The sequence below is a fragment of the Prochlorococcus sp. MIT2304 genome (assembly GCF_059772405.1).
Genome location: NZ_CM186286.1, coordinates 1021060 through 1037060 on the forward strand (window position 1 = coordinate 1021060; position 16001 = coordinate 1037060).

Annotated in this window: 17 protein-coding genes, 1 tRNA gene and 1 pseudogene; 11 read left to right on the top strand and 8 right to left on the bottom strand. The window is 39.2% G+C overall.

Features of this window, described 5'->3' with window-relative positions:
• Positions 1-18: 18 nt before the first annotated feature.
• Positions 19-1137, bottom strand: coding sequence for a trypsin-like peptidase domain-containing protein (locus tag AC6EIY_RS06120; RefSeq protein WP_498506095.1), 1119 nt, complete (start codon positions 1135-1137; stop codon positions 19-21).
• 207 nt (positions 1138-1344) lie between these two features.
• Here AC6EIY_RS06120 and AC6EIY_RS06125 point away from each other — a divergent pair, with 207 nt between their 5' ends.
• The 4 genes from AC6EIY_RS06125 to infB all read left to right on the top strand — a co-directional run bounded on the left by AC6EIY_RS06125 (position 1345) and on the right by infB (position 7251).
• Positions 1345-1815: an LSm family protein gene (locus AC6EIY_RS06125; protein ID WP_498506096.1), complete on the top strand. Its 471-nt coding sequence runs from the start codon at positions 1345-1347 to the stop codon at positions 1813-1815.
• 56 nt (positions 1816-1871) lie between these two features.
• Positions 1872-3359 (top strand): transcription termination factor NusA, encoded by a 1488-nt coding sequence (nusA, locus tag AC6EIY_RS06130; RefSeq protein WP_498506097.1) that lies wholly within the window; start codon positions 1872-1874, stop codon positions 3357-3359.
• Positions 3356-3631 (top strand): YlxR family protein, encoded by a 276-nt coding sequence (locus AC6EIY_RS06135; RefSeq protein WP_498461497.1) that lies wholly within the window; start codon positions 3356-3358, stop codon positions 3629-3631. The genes nusA and AC6EIY_RS06135 overlap by 4 nt, the downstream gene beginning before the upstream one ends.
• Before the next feature lie 62 nt (positions 3632-3693).
• On the top strand, positions 3694-7251 hold the full coding sequence (gene infB, locus AC6EIY_RS06140; RefSeq protein WP_498506098.1) for a translation initiation factor IF-2: 3558 nt from the start codon (positions 3694-3696) through the stop codon (positions 7249-7251).
• A 58-nt stretch (positions 7252-7309) separates the two neighbouring features.
• Here the strand turns inward: infB and AC6EIY_RS06145 are convergent, their stop codons facing one another.
• Positions 7310-7576: a DUF3493 domain-containing protein gene (locus AC6EIY_RS06145; RefSeq protein ID WP_498506099.1), complete on the bottom strand. Its 267-nt coding sequence runs from the start codon at positions 7574-7576 to the stop codon at positions 7310-7312.
• 33 nt (positions 7577-7609) lie between these two features.
• On the opposite strand from AC6EIY_RS06145, the gene AC6EIY_RS06150 reads away from it, so the two are divergent.
• Positions 7610-7681 (top strand) — tRNA-Thr (locus tag AC6EIY_RS06150).
• A 79-nt stretch (positions 7682-7760) separates the two neighbouring features.
• Here the strand turns inward: AC6EIY_RS06150 and AC6EIY_RS06155 are convergent.
• Genes AC6EIY_RS06155 through AC6EIY_RS06165 form a run of 3 tightly spaced genes read right to left on the bottom strand, consistent with a single transcriptional unit; the run spans position 7761 to position 8932 of the window.
• Positions 7761-8141 (bottom strand): hypothetical protein, encoded by a 381-nt coding sequence (locus AC6EIY_RS06155; protein ID WP_498506100.1) that lies wholly within the window; start codon positions 8139-8141, stop codon positions 7761-7763.
• The gene (locus AC6EIY_RS06160; RefSeq protein WP_498506101.1) at positions 8116-8355 is read right to left on the bottom strand and encodes a hypothetical protein; all 240 of its coding nucleotides are present in this window, start codon (positions 8353-8355) and stop codon (positions 8116-8118) included. The genes AC6EIY_RS06155 and AC6EIY_RS06160 overlap by 26 nt, the downstream gene beginning before the upstream one ends.
• Positions 8321-8932 carry a hypothetical protein gene (locus AC6EIY_RS06165; protein ID WP_498506102.1) on the bottom strand — a complete coding sequence of 204 codons (612 nt, stop codon included), beginning with the start codon at positions 8930-8932 and terminating at the stop codon, positions 8321-8323. The genes AC6EIY_RS06160 and AC6EIY_RS06165 overlap by 35 nt, the downstream gene beginning before the upstream one ends.
• Positions 8933-9265: 333 nt before the next feature.
• Between AC6EIY_RS06165 and AC6EIY_RS06170 the strand changes: the two genes are divergently transcribed.
• Positions 9266-9517 carry a DUF3721 domain-containing protein gene (locus tag AC6EIY_RS06170; protein WP_498506103.1) on the top strand — a complete coding sequence of 84 codons (252 nt, stop codon included), beginning with the start codon at positions 9266-9268 and terminating at the stop codon, positions 9515-9517.
• A gap of 12 nt (positions 9518-9529) precedes the next feature.
• Positions 9530-9973 carry a DUF3721 domain-containing protein gene (locus AC6EIY_RS06175; RefSeq protein WP_498506104.1) on the top strand — a complete coding sequence of 148 codons (444 nt, stop codon included), beginning with the start codon at positions 9530-9532 and terminating at the stop codon, positions 9971-9973.
• Positions 9974-10051: 78 nt separating this feature from the next.
• Here the strand turns inward: AC6EIY_RS06175 and AC6EIY_RS06180 are convergent, their stop codons facing one another.
• Both AC6EIY_RS06180 and AC6EIY_RS06185 read right to left on the bottom strand, forming a co-directional pair.
• Positions 10052-10669, bottom strand: coding sequence for a hypothetical protein (locus tag AC6EIY_RS06180; protein ID WP_498506105.1), 618 nt, complete (start codon positions 10667-10669; stop codon positions 10052-10054).
• Positions 10670-10829: 160 nt separating this feature from the next.
• A complete protein-coding gene (locus tag AC6EIY_RS06185) occupies positions 10830-11615 on the bottom strand; it encodes a metal ABC transporter permease (RefSeq protein WP_498506106.1) in 786 nt (261 codons plus the stop codon).
• Positions 11616-11668: 53 nt separating this feature from the next.
• Between AC6EIY_RS06185 and AC6EIY_RS06190 the strand changes: the two genes are divergently transcribed.
• Positions 11669-12070, top strand: coding sequence for a Fur family transcriptional regulator (locus AC6EIY_RS06190; protein WP_498506107.1), 402 nt, complete (start codon positions 11669-11671; stop codon positions 12068-12070).
• A 26-nt stretch (positions 12071-12096) separates the two neighbouring features.
• On the opposite strand, the pseudogene AC6EIY_RS06195 reads toward AC6EIY_RS06190, so the two are convergent.
• Positions 12097-12702: pseudogene (locus tag AC6EIY_RS06195) on the bottom strand (ABC transporter ATP-binding protein); the annotation flags it as partial.
• A 184-nt stretch (positions 12703-12886) separates the two neighbouring features.
• On the opposite strand from AC6EIY_RS06195, the gene AC6EIY_RS06200 reads away from it, so the two are divergent.
• The 3 genes from AC6EIY_RS06200 (at position 12887) to AC6EIY_RS06210 (ending at position 15890) form a co-directional block, all read left to right on the top strand.
• Complete coding sequence (locus AC6EIY_RS06200) at positions 12887-13894, top strand: porin (RefSeq protein ID WP_498506108.1); 1008 nt, start codon at positions 12887-12889, stop codon at positions 13892-13894.
• Positions 13895-14118: 224 nt separating this feature from the next.
• Positions 14119-15642 (top strand): metal ABC transporter substrate-binding protein, encoded by a 1524-nt coding sequence (locus tag AC6EIY_RS06205; RefSeq protein ID WP_498506109.1) that lies wholly within the window; start codon positions 14119-14121, stop codon positions 15640-15642.
• A 17-nt stretch (positions 15643-15659) separates the two neighbouring features.
• Positions 15660-15890 (top strand): hypothetical protein, encoded by a 231-nt coding sequence (locus tag AC6EIY_RS06210; RefSeq protein WP_498506110.1) that lies wholly within the window; start codon positions 15660-15662, stop codon positions 15888-15890.
• Positions 15891-16001 lie beyond the last annotated feature (111 nt).

The following is a 16001-nucleotide window of genomic DNA, read 5'->3' on the forward strand; positions in this document are numbered from 1 at the left end:
AAAGACAGTAGCAAATTTTCAGCTAATTCCTGGTAAAGCAGCAGGCTTAATAGAAAGGTTAATCTCTTTGTTGTTTCGAACGACTTCCAATTCAAATGGTTTTCCTATTTGGGCATTCTCAACTTGCATGAGCAGGGATCTGGGATCATTAATTTCATTCCCTGCTGCAACTATGACAAGATCACCTCTTCTTAAGCCTCCCTCCTCTGCCGGACTTTGAGGGATAACAGATTGAACAAGTGCACCAGATCTTTCAGGTAAAACAATCAATGCATTGGGATCTTGATTATGCTCTTTTGCTATTCTTTCATTTAACAAAACTAACTGAGCTCCTAGGTAAGGATGAATAACTTCACCATTAGCGAGTAATTGATTGGTAACTTTTGAAGCAAGATTGATAGGGATTGCAAATCCAAGCCCAGCCCCTGGACCTGACCTGACCAAAGTGTTTATTCCAATAACTTCTCCATTTGAATTCATCAATGGTCCGCCTGAATTTCCTGGATTTATTGCTGCGTCCGTTTGAATCAAATCCAATCTTTTGTCAGAGAATCCAAGAGTATTAATGTCTCTATGAAGACTACTTACTATGCCCAAAGTGACAGTACTTTCAAGGCCGTAAGGAGTTCCAAGGGCAATTGCCCAATCCCCAACTTGAATATCTTCTGAATCTCCCAATTTTGCACTTTCTAAACCAGGAAATGCTTTGATTTTCACAAGAGCTAAGTCAGTGACTTGATCGGTTCCAACGATTGTGCCATCCACTTGATTTCCATTTTGAAGAGTAACTATCACACGATCAACTCTTTCCACTACATGAGCATTTGTAAGAACCAATCCAGAATCATCAATTATGACTCCAGAACCTTGCCCTCTTTCTTTTTTTGGGAAAGTACTCAAATCGCCTAAAAGATCTCTTAACAAAGGGTCTAATAAATCATCTTCAAACTCATCTGTTTCATATTCTCTTTCAATATCAATCCTGACTACTGATGGTGAAACCCTACTGGCCACATCAGCAACAAAACTATGTGATTCTCCTAATTGAAAATTTTCTAATGCAAATACAGATAATGGTCCGAACAAAAAGCAAAAAATTATGGAGCAAAATAAAAATAGACTACTAAATCTCCTCATAATTTCTAACTTTCTGGGACTAAGCATAACGAGTCATTATATCTAGAGACAATAAAATAGATCAATGCAAAATAAGAAGAAGTTGATTTTAGAGGTAACCGAAACCTTTATCTAGTAATATTTAAATGCCTGACGGTACCTCTTTAAACAGAGGCGGGTCAAATACTTAAACCGCTCGGGCTTCCTGCCCGATCTCGACGCTGCCTTTTGCCTAATCAAACCGTTACAGAATTGAAAGTTCTTACAACAAAGTCAGCAACAAATTATGGCTTTGATGTAACCGATTTCAAGATTTTCACTCATCTAAATCCCTTGTCGATTCAAATAAGTATCCGACACAAAAATCCTGACAAGAAAGTCACTATTGATGACTGTTCAAACCTTAATCAACATATTGATGAAGCTATTCATGGTTCTGCAATCCTTAATCGACCTTTCACACTGGAAATCAGTAGCGAGGGAGTTGGTGAAATCTTGACTGAGGAAAAAGATTTTCAGGTTTTCAAAGGTTTCCCAATTGAAGTTACTTATCAGGATTTAAAAAAAATTGAGCAACAAACAAATGGTTTGCTTCTAAAAAGGACAGATAATGATTTACAAATAAATCAAAAGGGGAAAACTCACAGAATCCCAGTCGAGGACGTTATCCAAGTCCGACTCACAACACCCTCTGGTTAAAATCTAGATATCAATTTATCTAACCCAATCTTTCTCATCTTTATATCCCATCATCGATGGCTCTTGTTCTACTCCCAGGCCTAAACAACTTAATTGAAGACATTAGTGAGGAAAAAAAACTTCCCTCACAAGTTGTCGAAGCTGCTTTGAGAGAAGCACTTCTAAAAGGTTATGAGCGATATCGAAGAACTCTTTATTTGGGTATCAGCGAAGATCCTTTTGAGGAAGACTATTTTAGTAACTTTGATGTTGGCTTGGACCTAGATGATGAAGGTTATCGAGTTTTAGCAAGTAAGATAATAGTTGAAGAAGTTGAGAGTGATGATCATCAAATAGCTATAGCTGAGGTTATGCAAGTTGCTGATGATGCCCAAGTTGGGGACACTGTTGTCCTAGATGTGACTCCAGAAAAAGAAGATTTTGGAAGAATGGCTGCAGCCACTACCAAGCAAGTCTTAGCCCAAAAGTTAAGAGATCAGCAAAGAAGAATGATTCAAGAGGAATTTGCTGACCTAGAAGATCCAGTGCTAACTGCGAGAGTCATTAGATTTGAGAGGCAGTCAGTAATCATGGCAGTTAGCTCTGGTTTAGGCAGGCCAGAAGTAGAAGCAGAGCTTCCAAGAAGAGATCAATTGCCAAATGATAATTATCGAGCAAACGCAACATTTAAAGTATTTCTAAAAGAAGTTAGTGAAATACCCAGAAGAGGGCCTCAACTTTTTGTGAGCAGATCCAATGCTGGCTTGGTCGTATATTTATTTGAAAACGAAGTGCCTGAAATTCAAGAGGGTTCAGTACGAATTGTTGCTGTTGCTCGTGAGGCAAATCCACCTTCAAGAGCAGTAGGTCCCAGAACAAAAGTAGCTGTTGACAGTATTGAAAGAGAGGTTGATCCTGTTGGAGCATGTATTGGTGCTAGAGGGGCTCGAATTCAACAAGTAGTTAATGAACTTCGTGGAGAAAAAATAGATGTAATTCGTTGGTCTTCGGACCCCGTTCAATACATCTGTAATTCATTAAGTCCTGCAAGAGTTGAAGTGGTAAGGCTTGTGGATCCAGAAGGTCAGCATGCCCATGTCCTTGTTCCTCCAGATCAACTTAGCCTCGCAATTGGAAGAGAAGGACAAAATGTAAGACTTGCGGCAAGGCTTACAGGATGGAAAATTGATATCAAAAATTCACAAGAATATGATCAAGCCACTGAAGATTCCGAGGTCGCAGAATTAATTTCTCAAAGAGAAGAAGAAGAATCTTTACAGAGAGAAGCTGAGCAGAGATTAGAGGCAGAGCAAGCAGCTAGAGCAGAGGAAGATGCACGATTAAGAGAGCTTTACCCTCTACCAGAAGACGAAGAGGACTTTCAAGATAACCAATTATCAGTTATTGATAGCAACGAAGCAGAAACAGAATCCTCTGAAACTAATTCAAGTATCGATTCTGATGGCTCAGAAACTGAGAATGATGAAAGTGATATTGAAAAAACAAACGAAGAGGAGGTTACAGACGAAGATAAAATGATTTCAGAAGAGGAAGGAACCCGGTGAGTCAAAGCCCCATTCTGCGTAGGTGTGTAGCTTGCAAAAAAATTCTTGATCGCAAGTTTCTTTTAAAAGTTACCAGAGATTTTCAGAATGGAGTGGTTCTCTCAGACGGGATGGGAAGATCAGCCTATCTCTGTCGATCTGAGTCATGTTTTGAAGAGGCTTTGAAGCGTAAACGATTACAAAAAGCTTTGAGATGTGACATACACTCAAGCGTTTTCAATATGCTCCAAAAACAACTTAATACCTGCATTGATTCAGATACTGAGGCATGATGTTCATTAAGAGAACTCAATCAACTCAAAAAAACCAAATCTAAAGTTCAAGCACAACATTAATGACCAGTAGCGGCAAAATCAGAATTTATGAATTGTCCAAGGATTTAAGCCTTGACAATAAAGATGTGCTGGACGCAGCTCGTAAACTTGCCATAGCAGCTAAGAGCCATAGCAGTTCTATAAGCAGTGTTGAAGCAAATCAAATCAAAGATTTTCTAAAAAAAGGCAACAGAGAAAAAATAATTATTGAACCTAGTAAAAAATTAGAAAAAGAAATTCTTTCCGTTAAAAAAAGTCCTGTCAAAACTCAAAAGACTCAGAAGCCTGAACTTAAACAAAATTCCCCTGAGCCATCAATTAGTTCAGAAAAGAAGATAAATGTACCTTTAAAGCCAAGTCAACCTTCAGTAAAAACTCATGAATTAACTAAATCCGACAATTCAAAAAATTTAAAAAATAAATTTCCCGGTCAACAAAAGAAAATAACAGCACCTTCTAAACCAAATAAACCACTACCTCCTAGGCCAAGACAAGAAATTAAACAAACTATTTCTAAGCCCTTAACTCACGCTGAAAGGGAAATCCCTCTTAATGAACTAAAGAAAGAAAACAAAAACGTAAATCAAGCAAAAAAGCCTGAATCAGCTAAAAAGCCAATTATCCAATCAAAACAAACTTTCAGACAGGAACCTAAGAGGCCCATAGCACCAAGCAGACCAAAGATAAATATTCAAGATAAAAAACAATCAGAACCTAACAACTACAAGACAAAAGCCAGACTCAATCAAAGTGGTATTTCTCCTCAGAAAGTTGCCCCAGGAAATTTACAAAGAATCAAAAGTCAAAACAAACAGGCTTCCCCCTCAAGAAAGCCACAGCCTCCAACCAAAGGGAATACTCTTGAACTTGTAGGAGCCCCCATACGAAGAGAAAAACCTACAAATAAACCTCAGACTAACGAGGCAAGGATTAAACCAATAATTCCAACAAGACCTGGAGCGCCAAAACCGCCAGTCTCTTTAAATCGTCAAGGATTATCAAATCGACCTATTTCCAATAACAGAGCAGGTGGAGGAGGAGCAAGTCGGCCTGGTTCGCAAAACAGGCAAAGTCCTAATCGAGGTGGAGTAGCAAATCGACCTATGCAAGGTCAAAATCGTCCAGGATCTAATAATCGATCTGGAGGACCAGTCCGTCCTGGAACTCCAAATCGAGGCGGTATGCAAAATAGACCTGGAGTTCCTACTAGAGTAGCTGGTGTTTCAAACCGATCTAACAATCGTCCAGGTGTTCCATCTGGGATGAGAAAGCCAGTTGCACCAAGTGAGTTAATGCAACTGCAAAAGCCTCAAGCGAGGCCAAGTGCTCCTCAAAGGAAATCTGATTCTTCAACCAGTCCTAAACCCAAACGAGAGAACCAAACTGGAGCCAGGCCACCAGTTAATAGGCCAACCCCATCCGCTCCTAAGAAGCCCGCTCATAGGCCAGGTGGCACTGCAGCTCCTCCCAGAAGGACAGGCAGGCCTGATTGGGATGACAGCGCAAAGTTAGATGCCTTAAGAAATAAATCGCCTCAAAAACAGCGGCAAAAAGTCCACATTATTGGAGAAAATGATGATGCTCTAACTGCTGAGACAAGTGGATTTGCAGGAGAGCAACAAGCAGTCGTTCTCTCAGCAAGCTTGGCTCGACCATCGAAGCCGAAATCTGGCAAGAGAAATAATGGCAAGCCTTTAACTGCTCTTAAAAAACGTAAAAAAGAAACAACTCGTCAAAGGCAAAGAAGACGTGCAATGGAACTAAGAGCCGCTAGAGAGGCAAAGCTTGTAAGACCTGAAATGATTGTTGTCCCAGAGGACAATCTCACAGTTCAAGAACTTGCTGACATGCTGAGTGTTGAAAGTTCTGAAATCATTAAATCATTATTTTTCAAAGGGATTACTGCAACCGTCACTCAATCACTTGACCTGGCAACGATCGAAACTGTTGCCGAGGAATTCGGAGTACCGGTTCTTCAAGATGATGTTGAAGAGGCTGCGAAGAAAACAGTTGAAATGATTGAGGAGGGCGATTTAAAACATTTAATAAGAAGGCCTCCAGTCGTTACTGTGATGGGTCACGTTGATCATGGAAAAACATCTTTACTCGACGCCATAAGAAAAGCGAGAGTTGCAGCAGGAGAAGCTGGGGGGATAACTCAACACATTGGTGCTTATCAAATCGAAACTCAACATGATGGATCAACGAAGAAACTAACCTTCCTTGACACTCCTGGACACGAAGCTTTTACTGCAATGAGAGCCAGAGGAACCAGAGTTACAGATGTAGCAATTTTAGTTGTTGCTGCTGATGACGGAGTTAGGCCTCAAACCCTTGAAGCTATTTCCCATGCAAGAGCAGCAAAAGTGCCAATTGTAGTAGCAATTAACAAAATTGATAAAGAAGGATCCTCTCCCGACCGTGTAAAACAAGAGTTGTCAGAGCAGGATCTATTGTCAGAAGAATGGGGAGGAGACGTAGTTATGGTCCCCGTTAGTGCCATTAAGGGCGAAAACATAGACAAACTTTTAGAGATGGTTTTGCTCGTAACTGAGGTTGAAGATTTACAAGCAAACCCAAACAGATTGGCTAAAGGTACTGTGATTGAAGCCCACTTAGACAAAGCAAAAGGGCCTGTTGCGACATTACTAGTTCAAAACGGTACCCTTCAATCAGGAGATGTAGTCGCTGCTGGTCCAGTGCTTGGCAAAGTTAGAGCAATGGTAGATGAAAATGGATCCCGGATTAAAGAAGCAGGCCCATCTTGTCCTGTCGAAGCTCTTGGATTCAGTGAAGTACCAACAGCAGGTGATGAGTTCGAGGTTTACCCAGATGAGAAGGCCGCAAGGGCAGTGGTTGGAGAACGGGCCACGGACGCAAGGGCCGCAAGACTTGCGCAGCAAATGGCTTCCAGGCGAGTTTCACTTTCATCTATGTCTGGACAAGCAAGTGAGGGTGAACTTAAAGAATTAAATATTATTCTCAAAGCTGACGTTCAAGGAAGTTTAGAAGCAATACTTGGTTCTCTTGAACAGCTTCCAAAAGACGAAGTCCAAGTGAGAGTATTGCTATCAGCTCCAGGCGAAATTACTGAGACTGATGTTGACTTAGCAGCGGCCTCTGGAGCAGTCATAGTTGGATTCAACACTTCAATGGCATCGGGCGCAAAGCGCGCAGCTGATGCGAATGGTGTTGACGTAAGAGATTACGAGGTTATTTATAAACTTTTAGAGGATATTCAATTAGCAATGGAGGGTCTCTTAGAACCCGAAATGATAGAAGAAGCTTTGGGTGTAGCAGAGGTTAGAGCGATATTTTCAATTGGCAAAAGTGCAGTTGCTGGTTGCTATGTAACCAATGGGAAAATACAACGGAATTGCCGAGCCAGGGTCAAAAGAGGAAAGCAAATCGTTTTTGAAGGCGATCTGGATTCACTAAAAAGAAATAAAGATGATGTAAAAGAAGTATCAACAGGGTTCGAATGCGGGATAGGTTGTGATCGCTTTGCAAACTGGGAAGAAGGAGATCAAATAGAAGCCTTCAAGCTTGTTACTCAAAGAAGAAAATTGACCAATTAGCTTCGCTTATTAGTTGGACCCAAAATCTGAAAAAATATAATTAACAAAAGCAAGACAACTAATTTACGTCCTCTTTACTCCTATCCTTAAACAACAAAAATCCAAGAATAACTAATGCTGAGCTTTGAATTGCAAGATCATTAAGAGAGACACTATCGCCCGCAATCAGATTGGTAAGCATGATAAAAAAGCCTAAGGCCGCTGATCCAAAAAGTGCTATCCAAACAGCTCTTCTCAATCCCCGATAGGGATTTTTAGTCTCTTTCAATAAACGAGCTCTTAAATTAGGATCAAGATTGGATTCAGGCTTATTAGAGTTGCTCAAAAATAAAATTAAAGATGATAACTTTATTCTAGTGCCGGTGTAGCTCAGGGGTAGAGCAACTGATTCGTAACCAGTAGGTCGGTGGTTCAATTCCACTCATCGGCATCAAAAATCAAAGTAATTAGAGTAAAAAAATCCGCCTTATCCAGATAGAGAACCAGGCAGTATTTTAGAAAGGCAAAAACTAGAACTTGAAAGTAGTTTTCACCAAACCCCCATTAACATCCTCTTTACCATCTTTATCAATAACAAAGATAGCTTGAGTAACGATCATACTATCCTTCACTCTGGGTTCATAAAAAGCTTCCCAAGCTAAAAGATCGTCATAACTACTGTCATCTCTATGAGTTTCGGCTGTTCCAAGACCAAAGCCAAGCTTATTCCCCTCAACAAACGCATAATGCCATAAGAATTTAACGAACCATGTATTGCTATCCTCCACCTTATTCATTGCATTATCAGTACGATCCTCATTATCAGGATTTTTCCATCCCATTCCTGCACTCAAGCTATAGTCATTCCCAAATTTATAGCTACCACTAACCCAAAGGATGAGTGTCGTCAATGTCAGCAGAATTGTCAGTGTTCCCATTACTGGCATGTGTGTAGGCAGTTGAAAAAGTAAATTTTTCTTCAACCCATGCCATCTGAGTTGTTATGTGATCTTTACCTTCATCAGCTAAAAAGCCGATCGAAGAATTTGATGCGTATTCCGAAACGAAAAGTGCAGAGGCAATTAATTTTTTATGGGACCAAGGAATTCGAGAGCCCGCCCCCATCTTTTTTGGAATAAGTATCATTAGCACCTGCCTGATTTAATACAAATAAAACTCCATCACTTTTGTAATAATTAGGCCAGACTCCGAGTAAATCAACTTGGCGAAGCTTCGGACCAAAAGTTACTTGAATACCATCTCTAATAGGGAACTGATAATAAGCCTTATGAAGTTCCAACGAATCACTACTACTGAAAGCCGTATCTAATTTTGCCTCACCCTTCATTCCAAAGGGTTCCATCATGCCAAAATTACCTGCACGAACAGCTGTTTTAAGCATTTCTTGACCAGTGAAACTGGTCATAAACACTAACTTTGTATCGTAATGAAAAACTGTTCCATTCTTGTCCTCAGACATAGACATTCCACCCATTCCAGAATCACTCACTCCATCTACTCCACCCAAAACAAAAGTCGTTTTACCCATGAACATAGTTGAAGGATATGAATCACTCATATTCATGCGCCCACTAAGGTGCTCAAGATGACCTTTGTGATTTTCACCTACTGCTTCAACAGCCATTGGAGCAAGGAGAGCCAAAAAGAAAGCAGGCTGAAGTAATCGCGACAAAGGGCTCATAGTTCTCAAAAAATACTAGCTAAACTAGCAAAGCTAAGTTCTGGCAAGGCATAACCTCAAGAACCCTCGAAAGCCGAGAGAAACATGCCTTCTCACAATTACTATGTGCTTTTGAGTATATGTCTGAGTATTTTTTTACATAACTATTGGAGATATTTGGCTTTGTCGGCCGATAAATAAAAAACTTCGTGTCAGAGCCTAAGTATGAGGCTGAAAAAATGCAATCTTATTACTTTTTGAATATTTTTCATCTCTTCAGTTTGAAGAGTTTTTAATGACAATAATCACAATTTAATTAGTCTAAAGCTAGATGAACTAGGCAAACCTAGAAAGATGAATAATCTTAGGAGTACTATAACTACCATAATTATTTCCTCATCATTTTTTCTGATGGGATGCTCTGGTAATTCACATAAATACAGAACTCCTGCACTTTTTGAAACGAAAGCAGAAGCTGAAAAAGCAGCAAAAGATTTCAATTGCACCGGAGCGCATAAAATGGGAAATAAATGGATGCCTTGCAAAAATCATGCAGATCATAAAGACACAGAAAAACATGATTCTCATAATGGTCATCACCACTAGTATTTTCAGATAATGAAAAATCCAAATAACACCGATCAGGAAAATCAAGAATGGCTTTCGCATTGCGGAAGCAAGCCCAAAAAAATTGCATTTGGGATTGCACCGCTTGGATTTATATCCATTGGGATTGTTCCAATGGGAATTATTAGTATTGGTATTGTGCCCATGGGGGTAGCTTCCATAGGCGTAGTCGCTATGGGAGTCTTGAATGCCTCAATAGTGGGAATGGGAATATTTTCAGCAGGAATAACAACTATGGGTCTAAAGGTATGGAGTCCAGAAAATAATGCAATTCAGGAGTTAATTAATCGTTCATATTCTCCTTCTTCAAAAAACATATACGCTTATCCAACTAGATATCAGGCAGAAATCGAAGCAAAAAAGATCGGATGCATTGGTGTTCATAAGATGGGTCAATTATGGATGCCCTGTGCAACCCATATCAATCCTGACTAATGTTCAGACTGTTAAATCTTGAGCTTTTAGGTTAGGGCTTTAGGTTTTGTTTCTATACAAAAAACGACAAAATTTCACTTAAGAATATATGTCTTGTACAAGGATTTGACCCTTTTCGCAGATTTGTTGCTGTGAGGGAAAATCTTTCACTGAACAGCAACACTGACCTCTAGATGAATTATTTATCCAATTAATTATTCCTGTTCTTATTGGTTGAGGACATATATCTCCCTCTTTGAGATGATTGATTTCATCGCTTGTTAATGGATCGCCATGTTCAAAAAAAAGAGATTCTTTAAGCCTAAAAGAACATTTCTCATCCCATTGGTCAAAACAATTTATGTGATTAATAAAATCATTCCATGCTTCTTTTATTGATTTATATCCTTTCCTTTTCGTCTCTTTTTTAAAAACAGCCTTAATAAATTCATTAAAATTTTTCACCTCTGTAGATGTGAAAGATGGAGTTTTTTGAATTTGAGGATTTAGCAATTCAATATTTTTTTCTATAGCTTGAAGCCTTTGTTCAATCATTTGGAATCGAGAATCTATCGATTCAACAGGGTTATTCTCAATTTGATTAACAAAACAATCAGAGACATAACCAACTAATGATTTGCCTGAGACCCTGGCACTCTCTTTAATCCTCTCTAAGAGTTTTGGGTCAATACTTACATTGAGTTGAGTTCTCTTCATGAGTTAATCAATTAGAGGTGGGTTGTATTAATCCCATCAAATTATAGTATTGAATTCAAAACAAAATCGTTAGTATTTTCAAATTTCTTGATTTAAGCCAATTGTTTTCAACTCTCTCAAGAAAGTATACTTTTCTGGCTAAAAATATTTAAACATAAATCTATCTATTCCTTGGCAGCACAATCAATGAAATCACACAAAGAACACTAATTAGAGGGCCAGGAGGCAGATTCAATACCATAGCGAGCGAAAAACCTATTAGTGATAAAACTAATCCAAATATTGAAGATCGAACCATCGCAATCCACAGAGATTTCGCTTTCTGTAGTCCCAACAAAGTTGGGGTTGAAAGTAAAGCAATAACGAGAATGACTCCCACTGCTGACATTGAGCTGACAATGACAAGTGCAGTTGTAAAACCAAGAGCTAAATTTAAACAAGATACATTAACTCCACTTGAAGCAGCGCCTTCAGGGTCTAAACCAATATGAACAAGTTTATCGTAACCAAAAACCAATAAGGAAATAAATGCCAAAAAAGCAATCAAAGTTCTCAATAAATCACTAAAATTTGCAGTTAATAAATCTCCAAATAAAACAGCCTCCAAATCAATCCTGATCCCAAGTAGAGGTATAAGAAGAACACCAAGTCCCATGGAGCCAGCAAGAATTGTATTCATCACAGCTTCATAATTTTGATTTTTTTTATTTGTCAAACTTTCTGCTGCAATAGCTCCTACTAAGCCACTGATGACACCACCGATAGATGGATCCATACCTAGCGCCATAGCCAAGGCAAGTCCAGGCAGAACACAATGTGAAATTAAATTAACTTGAAGCAGCCTTTTATGAGTAATTAATACACTCCCCATAGCAGGACACAGCACTCCTGAAAAGGAAGTTATCAAAAGAGGAATTATCCACCAATTTGTATTGACAAAAGACATTAAGCAAATGATTCAGTATGGTCAGGTAGAAAGATCAAATTAAGATCTTGATAATGAGTACCAAAAAGCCTGAGATCTCCAAGCGACAAGAACAACTGCTCAATGAACTTAGGAGATGTACCGATGAACTGAGCGGACAAGAACTGCATAGAAAACTTCATAATGGTGAAAAGGCAATGGGTCTGACCACTGTCTATAGAAACCTGCAAGCACTAGTCAAGCAAGGTTTGATCAGATCGAGACATCTTCCTAATGGTGAGGTGCTTTATGCTCCAGTTGAAAGAGATATTCATCATTTGACTTGTGTAAGTTGTGGAGAAACTACTCGATTACAGGGATGTCCTGTCAAAACAGTAGATATATCGAAAAAAGTGTCTAATAAATTTGAACTGTTATTTCATACCCTTGAATATTTTGGAATCTGCCAGAATTGTTCTAGAGAATTGAATGCTTGATAAGCTTAAATGATTATTTATCACAATTATATTTTCCACCTCAGATAATTAATTGAACTAAGTTTTTCTTGAACTTCTTGAGGGTTACCAGAGGCCAAGATAATCTTATCGAGAACAATAACCTTGTCATAAGCATTCAAAGATGTACCCCAATCGTGGCTACTGACAAAAACTGTCAAACCAGAATCGGCTAACTGACGAATAATTATCAGGAAATCTTCTTTTGCCGGTGGATCAAGCGCAGAACAAGGTTCATCAAGTAAAAAAATAGTGGCTGGATTCATCAAGGTTTTAGCAAGTAATGCTCTTTGTTGCTGACCACCTGATAAAGCATCTAGCCTTCTCTTCGCTAGGTGAGATATTCCAACACGTTGGAGGGCAGCCTCAAGCTCACAACAAGTGGATTTCGAATGATTCACTCGACCCAAAGAAACTAATCCTTCAACAGTTATGGGAAAACTCCAATTTAACTTTCCCCTTTGAGGCATTAAAGCAACTTGAGCTCGATTATTAATTAATGGTTTTCCACCAACCGTGATTTCTCCTTGATCTGGTCTGCTGCTTCCTTGCAGCAAGCTTAATAATGTGGACTTGCCTGCACCATTAGGGCCAACAAGAGCAGTCAAAGTTCCTGGTTCCAGCTTAAGAGAAACTTTATTTAAAGCAGGTGGGATTTGAGTTGAATAAGAATATGTAAGATTTTCAGCAATCAAACAAGGCATCAGTTAGAGGATTTGCTGACAAAAAGTTATTATATACTTGTCAGGGTAAAACTAAAACGATTATCATTTTCAAGTATTTTTGTGTGAGGACACTTTGAAACTTTTTCAGCGTTTGCTGGTGGCTCCTGCTGCCTTGGGCCTAATGGCTCCTGCTGCAGTTAACGCAGATACTGCATTCTCATCTACCACATCTCTTTCTGGTGGTGCTTATTTCACTGTTGGTTCTGTTTCTGACGGCGGAACAACAGACACTGAAGAAGAGCTTTATATGCAATATGCATATGAGTTAGAAATCAGCTCTAGTTTTACTGGTGAAGATCTACTTTCCGCAGGTATTGAAGCAGGTAATGCTAGTGGTCCACTCGCAAGCATGGATAGTGCTGTAGAAGACGGTGCAACTCTAAAAATATCTTCCCTTTTCTATGCTTTTCCCGTAGGAGATCTAGAAGTAACTACTGGACCTGTGGTTGCCCAGGATGACGTTCTTGCTGCCACAACTTCAGCATACTCAGGAAGTTTCAGGTTGGGCGCAATGCCTTTCTCTGAAGCTGGCAACGAAACTGGTCCTGGTGTTGCTGTTGCTTACTCTAACGACAACGGCGTAGTTGCTTCTGCTAGCTTCATCTCTCTTGGTGGTACTGACGCAACCAAAGGTATCAATGCTGATGATGCTGATGATGTTTCAACTTTCACTCTTGGCTACAACGGAGACGGCTTTGGTGGCGGTCTAGTAATCGCTTCTAACGACGGCGATGCTGGCGCTGGATACGACACATTTGGTGGTGGTATCTACTACAGCCCAGAGTCAATTGATGCAACATTCAGCGTGGCTTATGACACAAATGATCCAGAAACTGGTGCTGATTCAACTGATTTGTTCATCGGTGTTGACTACGAAGTTGGTCCTGGAACATTAAGTGCTGCTTACAACACAACTGATGTTGATGGTAGTGATTCTTTAGATTCAACAGGATTTGAAGTTTCTTACACTTATGCATTGAACGACAATGTATCTATCACTCCTGGTTTCTTCACAGTAGAAGATACAAGTACTGGTGATGATGATTCTGGTGTTGTTGTTGAAACTGCATTTAGCTTCTAATCAAATAAAAAGTCTAGATTTAAGACTGTGCAATAAGCTTCTGCCCATTAGGCAGAAGCTTATTGCTTTGATTTGCTCAATCATGAATTTGCAATTGAGGATTAACTCACTACTAGAGCACACGAATTAATCCAAGCTACTTCACCTTTCAAAGCATTCCCTGACATGTAGCAAAACGATAATCATTTCCATTATAGTAATTAGGTTTCATTCATAAATTCTGAATGTTTAGAGGTCTTTTGAAATCTGACTCAGCAAAAGGATCGGTTGCGAAGTTTTTTCTTGGTGGTTCTCTTTCTGCAGGTTTTCTTTTTGCAATCGATGCTGATCAAAGTGCACTAGCAAATTCAAAATCAATTGTTGCTGTAGAGCCATTAGTCTGTGATGTTGTCTCCGCAATTGCACCACCTTCAACACCTGTGACCTGTTTAATCGACAGGAAACAAGATGTTCACGATGTCAAGATCACTCCAAGACAGGCCCAAACTCTAAAAAGTGCCAAGCAAGTCTTTACTCTTGGTTCAGAGATGACACCTGCAATCAAGAAATGGTTAGGTAATCCCTTAACTGTTGTCGTTGGCGTAAATGCAATAGAAATAGATGATCATCATGACGATCATGACGATCATGACGATCACTCAGCTGATAAGCATGACGACCATGACGATCACTCAGCTGCAAAGCATGACGATCATGATGACCACGATGACCATGGAGATAGTCATTCAGATGGAGCCTTTGAATGGGGGGGTGTTTTTGATCTTTCAGCAGGGAGCTACACCTGGTCATTCGCCAAAGTCGATGGACAGTATGCTGATCCTGCAATGAAAATGGTTATTCTCAAATCAGGTAATATTGAGGCATCAGAAAACCTTGCTAAAGACTTAATAGGATCCAAAGATTCTGAAGTCAAACGAAATAATGACAAACTTTTTGCGCAGGAAAAAGCATATTTTCTCTCATTTAATGAGAAGAAAGACGTCACAACATTTACTGTAGAGATCAAAAAAGCTGGTAAATATGCATTCTTTACGGAGCATATGCCTTTTGAGTTTGAAGCCGACGAACATTTCTTTAAGGATGTTTCTGGTGACGATGTTGAACCAATAGCTCAAGTCCCAGATGAAGGTGATCATCATCACCATCACCATGGTGGGCTAGATCCTCATATCTGGCATGACCCTCATAACATCATCAAGATGGGAAATGTCATTTCTAAAAATATCAACAAGAAAATTTCCTTCTTTGACAGAGAAACAAAAAAAGTTTTAGAAGAAAGAACTAAAGCAGTTAATTCTATTTTAGAAGATCTCGACTTATGGATTCAAAAACAAGTTGCCACAATTCCTACTGATCGAAAGACAATCGTTTCTAAGCACAAAGCAATGGAATATTACGGAGATGCATTTGGCTTAAAAACTTTGAGTCTATTAGATGTCCTTGGAGACTCTTCCAGCCTTAGACCAGAGACTATTTCAACTGTAATAGCTGAGCTCAAAGAAGAAAACGTGAACGTGTTATTCGCGGAGCAAAAGCCTCCTTCCAAGCTATTGAAAAACTTAAGCAGACAAACTTCCACTCCTATCGCAAGAAATCAAATCTTTGTTGATGGTCTAATGCTTAAAGGGAACACTATTTCAGTAGCAGTACACAACACATGCACAATTGTTGATTCGCTTGGTGGAGAATGTGATCAGAAAGAGGGCAATGAACTTGAGGGGAAATGGGATTCCTTAACGAGTCCTTAACTTTTAAAGATTTAAGAATGTCTAATTTTAGAAAGATAGACATTCTTAAATCTAAATTGACAGGCAAAGGATACAAAGCTTACAAGCAATACTGGGAAGACCAGGCAGCCTTGGATCAATCACCATGGGATCAAAATAAGGTATTAAGACTTACTATTTTAACTGATTACGATTCAAATCTAAAAGAACTTCAATTTTCAAATCATTCGCTCAAAAAAAGGATAGGAAACATTATTTATCAAGATTAAAAGTTCCTTACAATTATCAAGAAGTTGAAAGCTTTGAATCAAAATCACTTGAATTATTGGGTATCAAAGAGCATTTGCTAACCGATATTTCTCTTGATAGCTCACATTGTT